16 protein-coding genes are annotated in these 16,203 nt (G+C 69.0%); 5 read left to right on the top strand and 11 right to left on the bottom strand.

The features are described from left to right. Window positions 1–121: 121 nt before the first annotated feature. Together ACIRVH_RS25815 and ACIRVH_RS25820 are read right to left on the bottom strand one after the other, a co-directional pair. Window positions 122–505, bottom strand: coding sequence for a hypothetical protein (locus tag ACIRVH_RS25815; RefSeq protein WP_403957274.1), 384 nt, complete (start codon window positions 503–505; stop codon window positions 122–124). A 336-nt stretch (window positions 506–841) separates the two neighbouring features. Next, window positions 842–1,324 carry a CPCC family cysteine-rich protein gene (locus ACIRVH_RS25820; protein ID WP_403957276.1) on the bottom strand — a complete coding sequence of 161 codons (483 nt, stop codon included), beginning with the start codon at window positions 1,322–1,324 and terminating at the stop codon, window positions 842–844. 267 nt (window positions 1,325–1,591) lie between these two features. Between ACIRVH_RS25820 and ACIRVH_RS25825 the strand changes: the two genes are divergently transcribed. Beyond that, window positions 1,592–1,906 carry a hypothetical protein gene (locus ACIRVH_RS25825; protein WP_403957279.1) on the top strand — a complete coding sequence of 105 codons (315 nt, stop codon included), beginning with the start codon at window positions 1,592–1,594 and terminating at the stop codon, window positions 1,904–1,906. An 85-nt stretch (window positions 1,907–1,991) separates the two neighbouring features. Here ACIRVH_RS25825 and ACIRVH_RS25830 read toward each other — a convergent pair whose 3' ends face one another. From ACIRVH_RS25830 to ACIRVH_RS25845, 4 genes are all read right to left on the bottom strand, one after another. Continuing rightward, entirely contained in the window at window positions 1,992–3,500 is a 1,509-nt protein-coding gene (locus tag ACIRVH_RS25830) for a DUF4246 domain-containing protein (protein WP_403957282.1), read from the bottom strand. A 204-nt stretch (window positions 3,501–3,704) separates the two neighbouring features. Beyond that, a complete protein-coding gene (locus ACIRVH_RS25835; RefSeq protein ID WP_403957285.1) occupies window positions 3,705–4,361 on the bottom strand; it encodes a TOPRIM nucleotidyl transferase/hydrolase domain-containing protein in 657 nt (218 codons plus the stop codon). Window positions 4,362–4,514: 153 nt separating this feature from the next. After that, window positions 4,515–4,643, bottom strand: coding sequence for a hypothetical protein (locus ACIRVH_RS25840; RefSeq protein ID WP_403957288.1), 129 nt, complete (start codon window positions 4,641–4,643; stop codon window positions 4,515–4,517). Window positions 4,644–4,813: 170 nt separating this feature from the next. Then, window positions 4,814–6,613 carry an alpha/beta fold hydrolase gene (locus ACIRVH_RS25845; protein ID WP_403957291.1) on the bottom strand — a complete coding sequence of 600 codons (1,800 nt, stop codon included), beginning with the start codon at window positions 6,611–6,613 and terminating at the stop codon, window positions 4,814–4,816. A gap of 464 nt (window positions 6,614–7,077) precedes the next feature. Here ACIRVH_RS25845 and ACIRVH_RS25850 point away from each other — a divergent pair, with 464 nt between their 5' ends. Further along, complete coding sequence (locus ACIRVH_RS25850) at window positions 7,078–7,920, top strand: hypothetical protein (RefSeq protein WP_403957294.1); 843 nt, start codon at window positions 7,078–7,080, stop codon at window positions 7,918–7,920. A 357-nt stretch (window positions 7,921–8,277) separates the two neighbouring features. Here the strand turns inward: ACIRVH_RS25850 and ACIRVH_RS25855 are convergent, their stop codons facing one another. Then, window positions 8,278–9,060 carry a DUF899 family protein gene (locus tag ACIRVH_RS25855; RefSeq protein ID WP_403957297.1) on the bottom strand — a complete coding sequence of 261 codons (783 nt, stop codon included), beginning with the start codon at window positions 9,058–9,060 and terminating at the stop codon, window positions 8,278–8,280. Window positions 9,061–9,242: 182 nt separating this feature from the next. Beyond that, window positions 9,243–10,355, bottom strand: coding sequence for an ABC transporter substrate-binding protein (locus ACIRVH_RS25860; RefSeq protein WP_403957300.1), 1,113 nt, complete (start codon window positions 10,353–10,355; stop codon window positions 9,243–9,245). A 421-nt stretch (window positions 10,356–10,776) separates the two neighbouring features. Here ACIRVH_RS25860 and ACIRVH_RS25865 point away from each other — a divergent pair, with 421 nt between their 5' ends. After that, entirely contained in the window at window positions 10,777–11,652 is an 876-nt protein-coding gene (locus ACIRVH_RS25865; RefSeq protein ID WP_403957303.1) for a GNAT family N-acetyltransferase, read from the top strand. 91 nt (window positions 11,653–11,743) lie between these two features. On the opposite strand, the gene ACIRVH_RS25870 is transcribed toward ACIRVH_RS25865, so the two are convergent. Next, complete coding sequence (locus ACIRVH_RS25870) at window positions 11,744–12,487, bottom strand: methyltransferase domain-containing protein (RefSeq protein ID WP_403957306.1); 744 nt, start codon at window positions 12,485–12,487, stop codon at window positions 11,744–11,746. Between the two features lie 159 nt (window positions 12,488–12,646). Between ACIRVH_RS25870 and ACIRVH_RS25875 the strand changes: the two genes are divergently transcribed. Together ACIRVH_RS25875 and ACIRVH_RS25880 are read left to right on the top strand one after the other, a co-directional pair. Continuing rightward, window positions 12,647–13,144, top strand: coding sequence for an aminoacyl-tRNA deacylase (locus ACIRVH_RS25875; RefSeq protein WP_403957308.1), 498 nt, complete (start codon window positions 12,647–12,649; stop codon window positions 13,142–13,144). A gap of 1 nt (window position 13,145) precedes the next feature. Then, window positions 13,146–13,601: a GNAT family N-acetyltransferase gene (locus ACIRVH_RS25880; protein WP_403957311.1), complete on the top strand. Its 456-nt coding sequence runs from the start codon at window positions 13,146–13,148 to the stop codon at window positions 13,599–13,601. A gap of 588 nt (window positions 13,602–14,189) precedes the next feature. Here ACIRVH_RS25880 and ACIRVH_RS25885 read toward each other — a convergent pair. Together ACIRVH_RS25885 and ACIRVH_RS25890 are read right to left on the bottom strand one after the other, a co-directional pair. After that, window positions 14,190–15,035: a hypothetical protein gene (locus ACIRVH_RS25885; protein ID WP_403957313.1), complete on the bottom strand. Its 846-nt coding sequence runs from the start codon at window positions 15,033–15,035 to the stop codon at window positions 14,190–14,192. Between the two features lie 564 nt (window positions 15,036–15,599). Beyond that, window positions 15,600–16,118, bottom strand: a complete 519-nt coding sequence (locus tag ACIRVH_RS25890) for a hypothetical protein (protein ID WP_403957316.1) — start codon at window positions 16,116–16,118, stop codon at window positions 15,600–15,602. Window positions 16,119–16,203: the final 85 nt, after the last annotated feature.

Below are 16,203 nucleotides of genomic sequence, written 5' to 3' on the forward strand. Positions count from 1 at the left end.
GACCCGGCCAATTGAGATGGCTCCTTGGACGCCGCTTCTTCAGCGGCCGCAGGGCAGGTGCCGACGACGCGCCTGTGATCGGGAGGTGCTGGCGGCATGCCCGATGGCAGCCTGCCGACGATCAGGGGTGGTCCTTCAACGCGGCGTATGCTCGCTCGACCTCACTCAGGTACTGCTCCAGGCGGAAGCGAACCGCGTCGATAGCCCTGCCGTCGAGGCCCGGGTACATCAGGTCGGACCAGATGACTGTCTCGCCCCGAAGTTGGACCCTGATGGTCAGCCTGCCCGGCCCTGGGTCGGGCTGCTCCTCGGCCGCCACATCCACCATGCGCGGCATGTCCGTTGGATAGAGCGGCCCGCCTGGGCGGAGCAGCCGCCTCGGGCCGAGGCCCGTCATCCTGCCATCGCTGCGCGCTACCAGGTCGAGGCCGTCGACGAAGAGGTACGTGTGCACGGCAGCACACACCGACGGCCCAGGACACGCGCTGATGAGCAGCGTGCTCACCGCACCGTCGCTCTGCCTTTCGGGCACGGTTGCCCTCAGCTCGCGCGGAGGGATCTACGTGGCATCCGCCTGATGTGACGTCATGGGCCGATCGTAGCGGTTACGTCGCACCGGTTGGGAAGACGGCTTATTCGGATGAGAGCACCCGTCGGGAGGCTGAGCTCAACAGGGCATCCCGACGAAAACCGTGGCCGTTCCCCAGTGTGCAGTGTGTGCCCTCACCAGCTGGTGCGTAGATGCCAGCTCCGGCTCGTGCTCGCTGGATGGTCCGGAGCCCGGTCGTCCAGGTCGCTGGGATCCGTCGCCGTCCGGCGACGTTGACGTCGGCTGGTGATGTCAGACCGTGGGGTGTTCGTTCGGCAGCGGAGCGCGTACGAACTTGGTGCGTCGCTCGTCGCTCGCCCCCAGAGCGCGGAAATTCCTTCGGGCTTCCGTGAGGCTCAGCCGGCCGTTGGGACCGCCGCGAACCCGGTCAGCATCGCCGTCGTCCTGACCGTCATCCTCCCAGAAACACACAGGACAGATCTCGAAGCAGCCGCGCTCATCGAGGGTCAGGAAGCCGCAGCAAGGACAGGGGTACGGGCCGTCCTCGGCCTTCCCATGGATGTTGACGTACGGAGTGACCACCACGGCATCCTGCCCTGCTGTGCTGCCAATCGCGAGCCAATAGCCGTGGACTGTCTGCCCAGTTGGGCCACGGGCTTGGCTGTGTGTCGCCGTTGTCACGCAGTCGGGCACGCAGTGCCGCCGCCACTCATAGGCCTGCGGGAGCTTCGGAGATCCGTCGTGCCAACTCCTCGACGACCTGGGGCACGACATGCCCAGCGTCCTCGTCTTGCGCGGCTTCGGCGAGTGCCTGATGGACCGCCGCGAACGGCTGTCCCGCGTGTGAGGCGCGGGTCCGGTCAACCGCCCGCACGTCCGGCGCCCCCAGGCGAGCTAATTCGTTCGACGCCGTTCGAGATCGTGGCACGATGTACGGCATGACGACGCACCGAAAGGTCCATGCCGCGTAGACGGCCAGGACGCATCCGGGCCGGCATTCCCCGCCACCGGACACACGAAGCAAGGCAGGACATCGACGGCGTGTCCTCGCGTGCACTGTCCGAGATCTTCCTTCTCGAACGCACCCGCAACTATCTGCAGCCAGGAGACGTCAGCGCGGCCGTACGGCTGTGGAAGGACTACGTCCACCGCCCTGAGCGCCAACTGTGGCAGGACTACGAGGGGGACAACGTGGACTGGTATTGCTGCGGTAATCCCCTCGAGGCCCGTGCTCTCCTCGACACCGTGATGCAGGCCATGTCCCCTCGAAGCGCTCGCGAACTTCGCCAGATCGTCAGCCGGTTTGACGCGGTCTGGAACCAACCGTCACTGCCGTACGACCCGGGTGAAGGTTAGAGGCGTAGCTGGCCCTGCTCACTCGGCACCATCGTCCAGGCCGTCCACACCCTCATGACCTGCATGTATTCAGGATGAACGAGGTTCAGTGCTCGCAGAGGGAGAATTCTCGTTCGTAGAGCTGCTCGTTGTGCTCGTCGACGAAGAACTTGCGTTCCTGCATGAGTTGTTCGCGGTAGTTCTTGGCCTGTTCAAGCGTCATGGTCGAGGTGTCGGACCATGGTTGTTGCGGTGGCACATCGGATGTCGAGACGATCCTTTCCGACGGGTCGACCAGGAAGAACGCGAGAATTTTGCGATATCCCGGGCGGGTGGGGTCCGTGAGGCGGAATGAGCCGACGCGGTGTTGCAGGATGTTCGGGAACGCCAGGCAGCGGCCCGCTGGGGTCGATGTCGATCCCAGTATCTGGTTCAGTGCGTCTTCGTCCTCCAGGCCGTAGGCCTCACGCATACCGTTGTCGTCGTTCTGTTCGTAGTTCGGGTCGTCGAGTGCCGCCCGGAAACTCAGCCGGCTTTCGGTGATGTTCTCGCTGTCCCAGTAGTAGATGCCGGTCGAGACGATCCGCTCGTTCATCATTCCCTCGACGTGCCAGGAACCGCCGGGGTACTCGGGCTTGTCCGGGGTGAGACGAATGGTGGCGAGCTTGACGATGACCTGGAGACGGCGGCCGCACAGGTCGACTCGGGCGGATTCATCGGGCAACTCGGGCGGGGTGAAGGCCGGGGCGTCCGGGATGACCGGGCGACGGTTTTCCCACCAGTCGTCCTGGGCCTCTTCCCATGCACGGAGGGCTTCTGCGTGGGCCCCGTCATCACCGTAGGAGGATTTGTCCGGATACTCCGGCTCCGAGTCGTACCACCCGTAAGGATCGGCCTCGATCCGCAGGGGTCGAGGATGGCGCAGATCGGTGAGCACGTTCTCCAGCAGCGGGCGCAGACGCGCGAACAAGTCCGGTAGGACGGAGGCCAGTTCGCGATGAGTCTCGGGGTGGACGTTGTTGACGTACGAACGGAAGGCGACATCTCCGTCGTCACTGACATCTACGTCCGTGGGCAGCCACTGGAATTTCTCCGAGAATTCGTACCTCGAGTAGCGGTCCGTCGGGTTCTGCCAAGCCCGCTCGGACGCGCCGCTCGCCTCTCTCACCAGGCAGAACAGTGAGGGATGAACGAGATCCAGTACCTGGCCGTCGGATCCGGGATGCCAGTCCTGTTCTCCTTCGGGGACCTCTTCCAGAACGCGAACCGCTTCGCGCAGCCGGGATCTGAGCTTGTCGTCGACCAGTGTGTCCGACTGCCACACCCCGTCGACGGCGGACACCTCGACGCCGGTTCGTCCGTCCCGCAGCGCGGCGTAATGCACGAGTTCGGCAAGCACGTAACGAACCTGCGCTTCGGTGAGGCCCTGGACGACCGCTTCTTGCGTCCACCTGGCGACGATGTCGGCGTCGTTCATCTTGTCGAACCACCCCGGCTTCGCCCTGATGTGGGCGCTGCACTGCATCATCTGAAGTTCCCGCAGCGTTCGGGGCGTCGCGAACGCTATGGAACGGGACGCTTGAAAGGGCAGCGGGAAAGCAGACAGGCCAGTCAATTCTCTTGGTCCTCCCAGTCGGTGTGCGGTGGCTGGAAGGGTACTTCAGCGGACTGACACCGCCGCCGTGGTTCCTGTCATCGCCGGTCCGGGAGCCAGGGCTGCGGCGTAGTCGCGTGATGTCCGGTTCGCGCTCGTCCGAGGCCGAGGAGCACGAGCGGGAGGTCTGCGACGGGGGTATCGGCCCCGAAACCAAAGCGGTCTTCAGACGTGCGTGAGGAGGCGCTCCAGCGGCCGGGGAACGCGCTCGATGTGCAGGTGTGTGACCAGCGCCTGCGCGTAGAGCGCCTTGCGGCCGCTGTGCGTGCCCATGAAGCGCCGCAGTTGGTGTTCCACGGGTCGTTCCCGCTGTGCCGGCTGGCTCTGGAAGGTGCGGAAGGGACGCATCTCGCCCTGGGCCTCGATCACTTGCTGCACGCCCTCGGCCCCGGCAGCGCGGATCAGCTCGTCTTCCAGGTCGGCCACGCAGACATGGAACCCCAGTGCCTCCAGTTCACCGTGCGGGAGATCGGACCCGAGGCCGACCCGCTCGAGATGGCGCCGGAAATGCCGTTCCTCGCCTATGTCGTAGAGACCGGCCAGTGGGAGGCCGAGCCCCGGAGGACCGCACACGTCCAGGAATCGTCCGATGTTCGTCGCGCCGCCGAGCGCAACCACCGCGACGCCCTCTGCATCGAGGTCGCGGCCGTAGCGCGTGGCCAGCGCTTCGAGCGCGACCTGATCACTGGTCCCCTCGACGAGTACGATCGTCCGCACACCGTCGCCGGCCAGTTCCCGCGCCACCGCGGCCGCCGCATCCGCCTCCGCTCCGCCGGCCGCCCACGCGGTCAGTGCCAGGCTAAGTCGCCTCAACTCGTCCACGAGACCTCGCTTCCCGACGCCATCCTGGCACGGCCGAGATCCCGTACGCACGTGCGTTTTCCGGGGGTGATGACTCAAGACGTCGTAGGAGGTGCGGCTACGCATGAACGGTCAGATTCGAGTGGTCCGGGTCGAGGGGGTCGCATTGACGGGTCACACGGTGGTGAGTCCGATTTCGGCGCAGCCCTGGTGCAGCGTGTCGAGGTCGAAGGCGTCGATGGGTGAGACGACGCCGGGGGTGAGGCCGCCGTACGTGGCGAGTCGGTGGGCGGCCCAGGCCATGAGTGCGCCGGTGAGGGTGTAGATGCAGGGTCCTTCGAGGCGGACTTCGGCGAGCGGTGTGCCGCCCGCGGGGGCCGAGGCCGTGGCGACGACGTGGGTGCGGGTCCTCGCGCGTTCCGCGGCGTCCGGGCCGCCGGGCGGCCCGATCAGGGGCGGGTCAGCGTGTCGATCTAGCGGCCGGCGCGGTGCCGGGCCGCTGTGTCGGCGAGGGCGGACAGGACGGTGGTGGGGCGGCTGAGCGCCGGGAACCAGCTGTTGTAGACGGTGACGGCGTCGAGCAGGGGGAACCCCTCGGGAAGGAAAAGGACGTCGGTGCCGGAGACGAGGAAGGCGTTCTTCCGGCGGCCGCGGACGGTGAAGGGGTGGACGTGGGCCGCGGTGCGTTCTTCGACGAGGCGGCGCTGGTTCCATCGCGCGGACGGCAGGGTCAGGCCGTCGCGCATGGTGGCGCGCGTGCCCTGGCTCAGTCCGTGCAGGAGCGGTCCCGTGGCGAAGTAGCCGATGTCGAGCGCGCGCACGGCGTCGCCGCCCTGCCGGGCTGCCAGGGTTCCGGCGAGGATGCCGGGGACGTAGTCGTAGCCGAACGCGGGCAGCAGCACCGACCCCGTCTCGCGGGCACGGTCGTGGCAGCGGTCGCGCAGTGCGCGGACGAAGCCGACTTCGCCGGTGGAGTCGATGTAGTGCGCGCCGGCCTCGACGGCCGCCCGAGCCGGGGAATGTCCGTAGCGTTCGAAGGGACCGACCGTGGTGACGAGGACGCCGCCGGGGCGCAGTAGCTTGCGCACGGTCGCGGGGTCGTCGGCGTCGGCGACCGCGTGGTCGAGCCCGCCGTGCTGCGCGGCGAGGGCGGACACGGTGGTGGGGTTTCGTCCGGCCAGGACCGGTTCGAGGCCGCGGCCCAGCATGGCGTCGAGGACGAGCCCACCGGTGTAGCCGCTGGCGCCGAGGAGGACGATTCGGCTGGTCATGTTCGTGTCCTTTCCCCGACACCGGCCACGGGGACATGGCGCCGCAGGAAGTCGAGTTGATCGGCGACGACTCGTTCGAAGGCGTCGCCGCGGTAGATGGCGAAGTGCCCGTCGGGTAGCAGCGGATCTCGCCGCGTGGCGCAGGGTCGGCTCGGCGGGGGCGACGGAGTCGGTCTCGCAGACCGCGAAGAGGGTCGGCACGGTGATCCGCGCGGTCCGGAGTCCGGGGCGGTAGCGCAGGATGTCGAACACTGCGCGTGCGGCGACCTCGTTGCGGAAGTCGCGGCCGGGCAGGACGAGCCCGAGGTAGCCGGGCTCGGCATCGGGGGCGGTCACCAGCGCGGTGCTGTACTCGGGCCCGGCGGTGGCGATCAGGTGCGGGGACCGGCCGAGCCAGCCGCGGACCATGTCGCGGGCTCCGGCGAGGGTGGCCTTCACGGAGCTGACGGGGTGGACCGCCAGAGCGGAGGCGATGCCGTCGGTGAACGGGCATTGGGCGATCGCGGCGACAAGGCCGGCCGGGCGCCGCGCGGCCGTGCTGATCACGTGGCCGCCGCCGAACGAGGTGCCCCAGGCGACCGGCCGGTCGCCGTCGACCTGGCTCAGATTCCGGGCGCAGAACAGTGCGGCCGCCCAGTCAGCGAGCTGCTTGCGCGGGGAGAGGAGGTGGCGCGGCGTCCCCTCGCTGGTGCCGAAGTGACGGTAGTCGAACACCAGACAGGCGTAGCCGGCGGCACTGAAGCGTTCGGCATGGGCGGCCAGGCCCATGGCGCGGATCGCGCCGAGGCCGTGCGCCATCACGACGACCGGGGGCTTGGCATCGCCGACGGGGTCGGGCAGGTAGAGGGTCGCGGCGCAGCGGTCGCCCTGGACCGGGAAATGCACCTCGTGCTCGGTCACGGAGAAGGCGCTGGGCGCGGCCGTTCCGGATGCCTTGGCGGTCTGGGCGGTCTGGGCGGTGGTCCGCTCGGTGTGCTCGGTGTGCTCGGTGTGCTCGTTCATGCCGGCACCGTCCCGGCCGCGTCTTCGCGGGCGCGGCGCGCGGGCGCGCTGTCGACGGGGACGGTCGACGGCGGTGCGGCCCGCCGGGCGCCGGGCGCCGGGCGCCACGGCGTCGTTCCACGCGCAGATCGCGCATGTAGTCGTCGAAGTCGACCTGGATGGTGTGACGCTTGGAGGCTACGTAGCCGCGGTCGAAGAACGAGAAGCTGATCTTGTAGCCGGTGCAGAGGACCACCAGATCGGCCGGCACCCGCCACCCGTCCGTGAACACGACCTCGTCCCTCTCCTTGCGACCTTGCTGCGGCCATACCGGGACCACGGCTGATCAAGCGTCTACGCATGCGGGAGTCCCCGGGGTCGATACAACGCGGCGCCGTGCCCGCTCTCCGCGCCGGCTTTCCGACGGCTGGGCGGGACGGCGTTTCCCGCGCCTTCCGGTCCCGTCCGAGGTCTAGGCTCGGCCCGTGCGGCAGCCGGAGCAGCGCGCCGAGGGCGCGGGACCGTTCACTACCAGGCTTACTTGGCACCCTCCCGGTGGCGGCACCGCGGTGTGGGAATCACGGATCGCGCGTCGGCGTGGAATGCTCGCCGTCCGTCCGCCCGGTGCGGCGGACAGCCGGCCCACCCGCGCGGATGCCGTTGCCATCGGCCGACTGCGCAGACTCAATGTCATCGCGGCGCTCGCCTTCGTCGTCGGCGGGGCTCTCTTCGCCGCCGGCGCCGCCGTTGCCCAGTTCGGCTCGGGCGACGCCACCACGTGCGCCTCGATCTACTTCGTGGGCGGCTTGTTCTTCAACACCGGCGGCTACGTCTCACTGCTTCAGGTGATCAACTCACCCCGCCACGTCGCCGGCGGCGAAGGCCGGCTGGTCACCCACCACTGGCGGTGGTGGAGTTACGAGCCGATGCGGGTGGACTGGCTGAGCGTGTTCGTCCTCTTCGCGGGCACGCTCGTCTTCGCCGTCTCCCTGCTGGACTCGTTCCTGCGTGGTCTGAGCGTCCAGCAGATCAACCGGCTCATCTGGGCGCCCGACCTGGTCGGCTGTGCGCTCTTCCTGGTCTCCGGGCACCTGGGCTTCGTCGAGATCTGCCACGGCCGGCTCTGTGTCCGCCCACACAGCCTCGGCTGGTGGATCGTCGCTGTGAACCAGTTCGGGTCCGTCCTGTTCATGGTCTCAGCGGTCGCCGCCTTCACACGCCCCGCCACCGGAAGCCTGGTCAACGCCGACATCGCCAACTGGGGCACCCTCGTCGGTGCTCTGTGCTTCTCGCTCGGCGGCGTCCTCCAGCTCTACGAACACCCCTAGCGCTTGTGCCGAGCCAACCCGCTGCCGGTACGCGATCTCGCCCGGTCCGAGGCGTGGTACGGGCGCTCGGCTACCAGCGGACAGCCGAGTTCGTCGAGCAGGTGTGTTGATCGAGCTCGTGCTGAGCCATCCGGCCGGCGGACCGGCCCTGGCGCTGCGGCTCGACCTGGGCCGCTGCATGACCCCGACGGTCACGAGGTGCGTTTCTACACCAGCGGGGAACACACCTCGCGTGAGCCCGGCGAGGTCATGCGCATGGTGGACCCGCAGGAGAGCGCCGAGCAGGTGCCGCCCGCCGCACCATAGGCGGTCCGACCGGAGGTTAGAACGGCCCGCAGGTCGGCCCATGAAGGCGCGTCAGTGGTGGTGGCCGTGTCGGCCGAGGGTCTCCACGGGGGTCGCGCCGGGGCGGGTCCACTGCGGTACGGGGCGGCTGGTCGGGCCCCAGGTGGTGTTCCCGTCCGCATCCGAGCGCCAGGACCAGCACGGGCTGCCTCCTTCGGGCCAGCCCTCGGGGTTGTCCTCCCACGCCTCGCCGCGGCCGTAGGGCGTCATGTCGAGCAGGCCCAAGGACCCGTTGACCCGCTCGTTGCCGCGGCCCGTCGTGGAGTAGGTGAGGAACACGCGGTCGCCGCCGCGCAGGAAGCTGGTGATGTAACCCATGTCGCCGCCGACCGGCGCCTCCACGTCGCGCACCGAGTACCAGGGCTGGGTGTAGCCCATGAACTCGACGTAGGAGGCCACCTCGTCCCACGGGCCGGTGGTAAGGATGGCGAACGAGACGCCGCGGGCGTTGAGGTAGACGGCGTCCTTCAGGTGCCAGGCCGTGGTGGTGCAGCCCTCGCACTGCCCCTGGTGCGGCGCGCCGTCGTACCACATGTGCTTGTAGACCACGAGCTCGTCGCGACCCCGGAACAGGTCCAGGAACGGGACCGGGCCGTCGGGTCCGACGACCTCGACCGTTCCGTCGAACTCCACCATCGGCAGTCGGCGGCGGGCCGCGGCGATGGCGTCGCCCTCGTGGGTGTAAGCCTTCTCGCGGACCAGGAGCTCGTCCCGGGCGGCCTTCCAGGTGGCCAGGTCGACGACGGGCGGCCGGCCGGGCAGCGCGGTGGTCGGGTCACTCGGCGTGGTCGTCATGGTGTCCTCCGTGGTGTCTCGTGCCGGGCAACGTCGTACGCCTTCCTAACGACGGTCACCAGAACAGACTCGTCCCCCGGCCGGAACTCATCGCGGCGCGGGATGCCCTCGGCCGAGCGTGCACAAATCACGTCGGGCCGACGAGTTCACGGACGCGCTTTCAGTCGGACCTGCGTGCTCTCTCAGCCGGTGTGAAGGATCCGAAAGCGATCGGGTTTCGCCGGATCTCGGTCGACGACTTGGACTGGCGCCCAAGCCCATTGCCGCACGCTGATGCCTGGTGTGCGGGAGAGCCGGATCTGCCCGCGGGTGCCTTCGACTGCAACGCGCGGCCAGGATTCGGCAGTGCGTGCCCGGTCCGCGCCGTGAGACCGCAGCAGATCGGCGAGGACGGCGACCGTGTCGTAGCCCTCGAAGGCGACGAAGGAGGGCGCTTCGGCCAGCCGCTCGCGGAGGGCCTTCTCGATTCTTGCGCCGAGTGGGCTGAGGCGCTCGGGAAGGTAGCGCAGGAACGGGATCGCGGCGCCGTCGTCGCCCAGCAACGTCTCCCATTCGGCGAACTCCGGTTGCCCGGCCGGAGCGCCGATCATGATCTCGGCGAGGCGCTGGTCGCGGCGGACGGCCTTGACGATGGGCACGGCCGGCTCCGGGTGGCCGACCAGAAGAAGGAGGGCTGTCGCGCGATGGTCGACGAGTTCGTCGCATATGGCTTTGGGGTCGAGCTCGCGCGTGTCGAGTTCGACGACGGTGCCGCCGCGTGGAGCGAGGTAGTTCCGCAGAATGCGGGCCCCGGATGCCCAGTAGACACTCGGCTGGGTTGCTACGGCGATTCGGCTGTGGCCCGCGCCGAGGAGGAAGTCCGCGTAGATCTGCCAGCCGTGGGACTGCGCCGGGGCGAGGCGCGCGACCCATTCCGTCGGCTGTTCGGTGAGCGCGTCGAGAACCGCCGACGAGCAGAGGAACGGCAGGTGGAGGGTGTCGGCTCTGGCGGCAGCGGCCCGAGCGACGACGCTGTGGTACTCCCCCGCCAAGGCAGCCACGCCCAGGTGAGCCAATTCGTCTACGGCCGCAGTGGCCCTCTGCGGATCAGCCGCGGTGTCTCGGACCACCAGTTCGAGTGGTCTTCCGACGATCCCGCCGGCGTCGTTGACTTCGCGAACGGCCAGTTCGAGTCCGGCCAGCAGGTGTCGGCCCGCCTCGACCCAGCCAGGCCGAGTGAGCGGAACGAGGGCGCCGATCCGGACAGGTGATCCGTCAGTCCGCTCCGCCCCAGGTGGCGAGGGTGGCGTATTCATGCGTGGGCGTCTCCCGTGTGGCGATTCGGATGCGGTTTTCCCGGATCGCAGAGTGGCAAGGCCCGGTGGTACGCGTTCGTCTCATCTCGCCGTGGCGAGCGCACCTGGGTGACCATGCCGGACATTGCATCCACCAGCATCGTCAACAGGCAACCGATTATTTGTTCGCCGAGCCGGCAGGCCTCAAGAGACCTCGTCTGTTGAAGATCGCCGGGCGGGCGGCCGGGAAGCCGCCGGAACCTTTAAAAGGTGCCTCTGAACAGCATTCGGACATGCCAGACAACCGGTAGAGCCTCAGCCCCCAAGCTCGTGGTGCAGCCGCACGATCAGCAAGATCACGATCTACGCTGCCGACGTCGTGGCGACGGCTCACGTCTGGGAAAGCGCCTCCCCCAGCGGGGTGCGTCAGGGATCATGAAGCATGCGCCCGGATGACTGGCACCTCACCGAAGACATCGATGGCTTTCTCGCCCGAGCCGGAGACTTCCTGCGCTCGCGCCCCGCCCTGCACAACACGCCGCTGACGGTGATCGAGAGACTGCGAAGGCGTGGGGCGGACGCATACGGCGCCGAGGCCACAGTCTTCGGCCACCTCGAGCACTCGGGCGAGGTCCGCGCCGTCTTCTACCGCCTTGCGACCCACCGCCTGACCCTCACCCCCCTCTCCCCCGAGCAGGCCGACGCTCTCGCCGCCCATCTGGCCGACCTCGGCCACTCCTTCTCCGGCGTCACCGCGGACCACGACACCGCCACCGCGTTCGCCGAGGCATGGCAGCGGCATACAGGCGCAGCGCCGGTACGCGACTGGCGGGGACGTCTCTACCGACTCGGCACGCTCACCCCACCGGAGCCGCGCCCCGACGGCCGGGGTCGGGTCCTGGACGCGCAGGGCCATCAGCAACTCATCCACTGGTGCAACGAGTTCGCCGCCGACGTCGGAGAAGCCACACTGGACACCGACTCCTGGGCCAAGTCACGCTTCGCCGACAAGCACTTCACGTTCTGGGAGAACCCGGACGGCACGCCCGTCTCCATGGCAGGCTCGACTTCGATGGTCGGGGGCATGATCCGGGTGGACCCCGTCTACACCCCGGCCCACCTCCGGGGTCGCGGCTACGCGGGCGCCGTGACGGTCGAGGTGACCCGGGCCGCGCTGGCCGCAGGCGCTACGGACGTCGTCCTGTTCACGAACCCGGCCAACCCCACCAGCAACGCCCTCTACCAGCGCATCGGATACGTCCCGGTCACCTACTTCACGGGGTACAACCTCTCCGGCAACGCACCGGAAGCCGGTTAGGAACACGACCGGCGACCGACACAAATCGCACCTGTCACGCTCAACAGAGTGAGATCTCTTCGGCAGTCGTTTCTGGGTCCACGCACTTGGGTCAGCGGTCGGCCACGAGTAGCCGGTACCCGACGTCGATGGTGTCGAGGGCGAGCAGTTCGGCGTGGTGTTGGTGCCATCGGCCGGTCACCAGGTCCTCCGCGAGGCGGGTCAGTCCGGGCGCGAGAGTGTCTTCGCCGGTCTGGGCGAGCATGGAGATTCCCGCGCGCACCTGCGGGTCGAGGTAGGCGCTGGGGCGGCGCCAGTAGGCAGCACCGAAACCGTCCGTGCAGTCGTGGGGGATCCGGACCGGCTCTTGGCGCGCCCCGCCGAGCAGGTCGACCAGCTGGTCCGTCGGGGTGGCGCGGGTGTCGTCGAACGCGGCTGCCTCGGGGAGGTAGTCCCGGACGAGCCAGAACCGTTCACGGAAGATGTGCTGGTCCCACGTCAGGATGACGATGCGGCGGCGGGCGACCCTGCGCAGTTCACCGATTCCGGCTGCGAGGTCGGACCAGTGGTGGACGGTCAGCAGGGCCATCACGGCGTCGGCGGCGTTGTCACGCAGCGGGAGGCGTTCTGCGACCGCCCGCACGGCAGGCGTGGATCCCGACTCACGCTGGGCGATCATCACCTGGCTGGGTTCGACCGCGAGGGCCGTCTGCGGAGGTTCGTAGGAGCCGGTGCCCGCACCGACGTTGATCACGTCGGTCACGTTCCCGAGCGCGGCGTGGACCTGGGCAGCGATCCGCGGATCAGGCTGTCGTGTCCGGGTGTACGTTGCGCCGATCGTGTCATAGGTGGCCATGCCGATCAGTATGCGAAGTCGCCTTCCTTCCAAGGAAGTTCGAAGATGTTCGTCGGATCCGGGGCGCCACAGCGGGCACGGCGGGCACGGTCACTTGGTGCCGACTTCTGCTCCACAAAGGGGGATCGACTCTCGTCCCTGCACGGTAATCTCGGCCCGGTGAATGCTCCCGCCCCCATCGGTCCGCCGGAGGTCCTCGCAGCGCTCGGCGTGTCCTTCCGGCTGCGGGCGCACCCCGACGTGGTCAGCCCCGTGGAGGTGTGCGCTGCGTTGGGCGTCCCACTGGAGCGCACCGTCAAGACGTTGGCATTCGTCACCTCCGAGGACCGCCTGCTGCTGGCCGCGCTGCCCGGACATGCGCGGCTTCGGTACAGCGCCCTCGCCCGCGCAGCCGGGATCCGCCGAGCCGACCTGTCCCCCGCCGACGCCGGGCGGCTGGCACGGGCAGGGATGCAGCCGGGCGGGGTGTGTCCGGTGTCGGCGGACCGGGCTGCGGTGGTGGTGTTCGACGAGTCCGTCAGCAGCCTGGGGCGTGTGCACTGCGGCAGCGGCCGGCCCGACAGCAGCATCGAGATCGAAGCAGCGGAGCTCCTGGCCGCCGTTCCGGCAGCCAGGACGGCGCCGATCGCCGACCTCCCGGCGATCGAACCGGCATGACATGACCATCCGCGACGCCACACCCTCGGACGCCGATGCCGTCTACCGTCTGCTCAGCGGCTTCGTGACGAGCTACGCGCCCGACCGAGCGGTTTTCGACGCCGTCACGTTCCCCCGGATCATCGACGCCGCCGCCGACGGCAGAGCCGAGTTCCTCGTCGCCGAGCAGGACTCGAGCGTGGTCGGGTACCTGCTCGCACTGCGTATGCCCACCCTGTTCGCCGGCGGAACGATCCTCGAACTGCTCGAACTCACCGTGGATGCGCCCGCGCGTGGCCGCGGTACGGGTTCCACGCTGATCCGGGCCGCGCAGGCAAGGGCCCAGAAGGCAAAGGACGTCGAGGTGACCGTGCCGACCCGCAGAGCTGCCGGCTTCTATCGCGGTCTGGGGTTCCACGAGACCGCCGTCCATCTCAAGTGGTCCACTACGTGCTGGTCAACACCGCCGGGGTCCTGACTGACAGCCACCTGCGATGCCAACCGACACCGGCACCATGCTCGGCGCCCAGGTACTCGAAGACCTCGTGACGGACTGGCTGGAGCCGCTCGCGGCCGCCGAGATGGCCGCAGGGGCGGACCCCTGCCACGGCCCGCCACCGCGCCAGACTGGGGCTTGCCACCGTCCGCGGTCTGTTGCTCGACCTGCTCGCCACCGGTGACCGCGCCGGCGTCGACGCGGCGATGGAGGAGTTGCTCCGGCTGTTCTACGGCTCGGAGTCCTCGGAGGGACGGAGCCGCCGATCGGGACGAGCAGGTGCGGCAGACGATGCACCGCCTTCGAGCAACGGCCGCCGAGGCGGCCCTACACCGCTCCGCAAGCTTCCTGAGACACATTTGAGTGTCTGGAGAACCAGCGAACCCTGGGCTGAGAAGTCAAACCGCCGGGCAGGGCTCTGGGCACGAGCAACTGGCCGCGGGCCGGACCCGTGCCACAGAGCCGTACGGGCCTAGCTGCGCCGACGCGAGGACGCGCCCGCGGTGCGGCAACCGGGTCGGGCCGGCCACAAGGCCCGGCGGCAGTGGCGTGAAGGCATCGCGATCCCGCTCACCAGTTGTCCCGATCGTCGCGACCATGCCGACGCTCGTCGATCACCCAGAAGCTGGCCAAGTTGCCGGTGGGTGTCACGCCGAAGGCGTCGTCATGGGGCCCTACCGTGGCGAGGGGAGCACCGTTGTCGCAGACGGGCCCGTCGAACACGTCGACGGCATGACGGCTGTCATTGCGGATGTTCAAGGACGTGGCGCCGTTCAGGAGGACCACGGTGATGCAGTCGCCCGGGCGGCTGCTGTACGTCCGCTCGTTGATCTGGATCCGGCCTTCTTCCTCCTCCTCGTGGCCCCTGTTGCCCTCGTTCTTACGGCCGGGGTTACCCACATTGCCGGCAACCCCCCCGATGCCGACGACGCCCTCATTGCCCTTTCCTGCACTGGTGCCGCCGACGACGCCGTTGCCACCAATGACGCCATTGCCGCCAATGACGCCATTGCCACCGATGACGCCGTTGCCACCGATGACGCCGTTGCCACCGATGACGCCGGTGCCGCCAACGTTGCCGGAGCCAGTGCCGGTGCCACCGCCGGCGCCGGGAGAGCCGCCGGCACCGGTGTCAGGGCCGGGAACGCCGCTGGCACCGGTGTCAGCGCTGGGAGCGCCGCCGGCACCAGTGTCGGTGCCCGTGCCCGTGCCGAGGAAAGAATCGCTGGAGGCATCCGGCTGCTGGGCATCCGGCTGCTGGGCGGCCGGAGCATGGGCAATCGGAGCGTGGGCGGCCCGCCCGTGGGCTGCCGGCGTTTGGGTTGTCGGCCCGGAGTAGGCCGAGGCGTAGGTGATGCCGCCCGCGGCCAGGGCCACGGCGGCCGCGGTGACAGCGGTGGACCGGGTCTTGCGCATGCAACTTCTCCCGTCTGAGAAGGGTCGGCCGGGGCAGTCGGCACGGGACTCAACGCACTCACTATCTCCATGGCCGCCCTGTCGCACATATCGGAAAAATGCCCCCAGGGGGCCGAATGAGGGATCGAGGTGCACCCACTCATCCCGTCGAATGCACATCAAATTCCATGAAAGGAAGGGGAGTTGGGTCGCAATGGATCCAGATGATGATTATCTGATTTATCGTCACCCGTTCGGCAGCGGGTGGCAGCGCAAGAAGCTGAGCGGCTGTCAGGGCACGCGACGCCCGGCGGACACGATCGTCCCCCCATCAGCGGCGACCAGACGCTCCTCGTGGCTCCTGTCGCGACGGTCGGCGGGCTCCCCCCAACCGAGTCCCATGGGCACGCTCCAGGCCACGCTGCTACCGGCCTGACCCGACGCCCGACAGGCTGCAAGGCAGCCGCAAGGTGCTACCAGATCAGGCACCAGTAGCTGCCGGCCTGCCCAGTACCCACCGCTGCGAGGCCCCCTGGGAGCAATGCCGGATCTGGCTGGCCGACGGCCGACAGTGAGCAGGCAGGGTCACCGACCACTTTGGCGGCGGCCATGCGTTGAGCAGCAGCCGTTGCCGCCTGACTCGTGTACCACCGTGTCGACGGCGATCTCAGCCGTGACGGAGGTGATGAGGACGATGAGGGGGACGGCGGTGACGAGGGTGACGGAGATGATGGCGGTGGTGACGGGGGCAGCGGCGATGACGGTGGTGACGCGGGTGTGGACTTCGGTGCCGTCGTCACCGACGGCCTGGGGGCCGAGGGCTGCCTCCGTGTCGCCTCCGGCTTCGGTGGGGGCGGCGGGGCAGCTGTCGTTGTTCCCAGCGTCGGCTGGGGCCGGCTGGGCGACGGCGCCGACTGCTGGGGCCGGGGGGTCGCCGTCGCTGTCGGCGTGGGCGTATGCGTAGGCGTGTGTGTCGGCGTCGGCGTACCTGTCGGCGTCGGCTGGGCCGACGGCGGCGGCCGGTGTGTCCCATGGTCCGGCGTCACCAACGCCCAGACGCCGATGCCGCCGAGGATGAGCACGGCGGCACCGCCCGCGATCCACGGGGCCCGACGGTGTGGGCGTCGGTGACGGTTCATGGTTCCTACTGTCCGAAAGCGGCCGCAGTACCGCCACTCGGGCTCCGCCC

It is taken from the genome of Streptomyces sp. NPDC101165 (assembly GCF_044768135.1).
Taxonomy (GTDB): domain Bacteria; phylum Actinomycetota; class Actinomycetes; order Streptomycetales; family Streptomycetaceae; genus Streptomyces.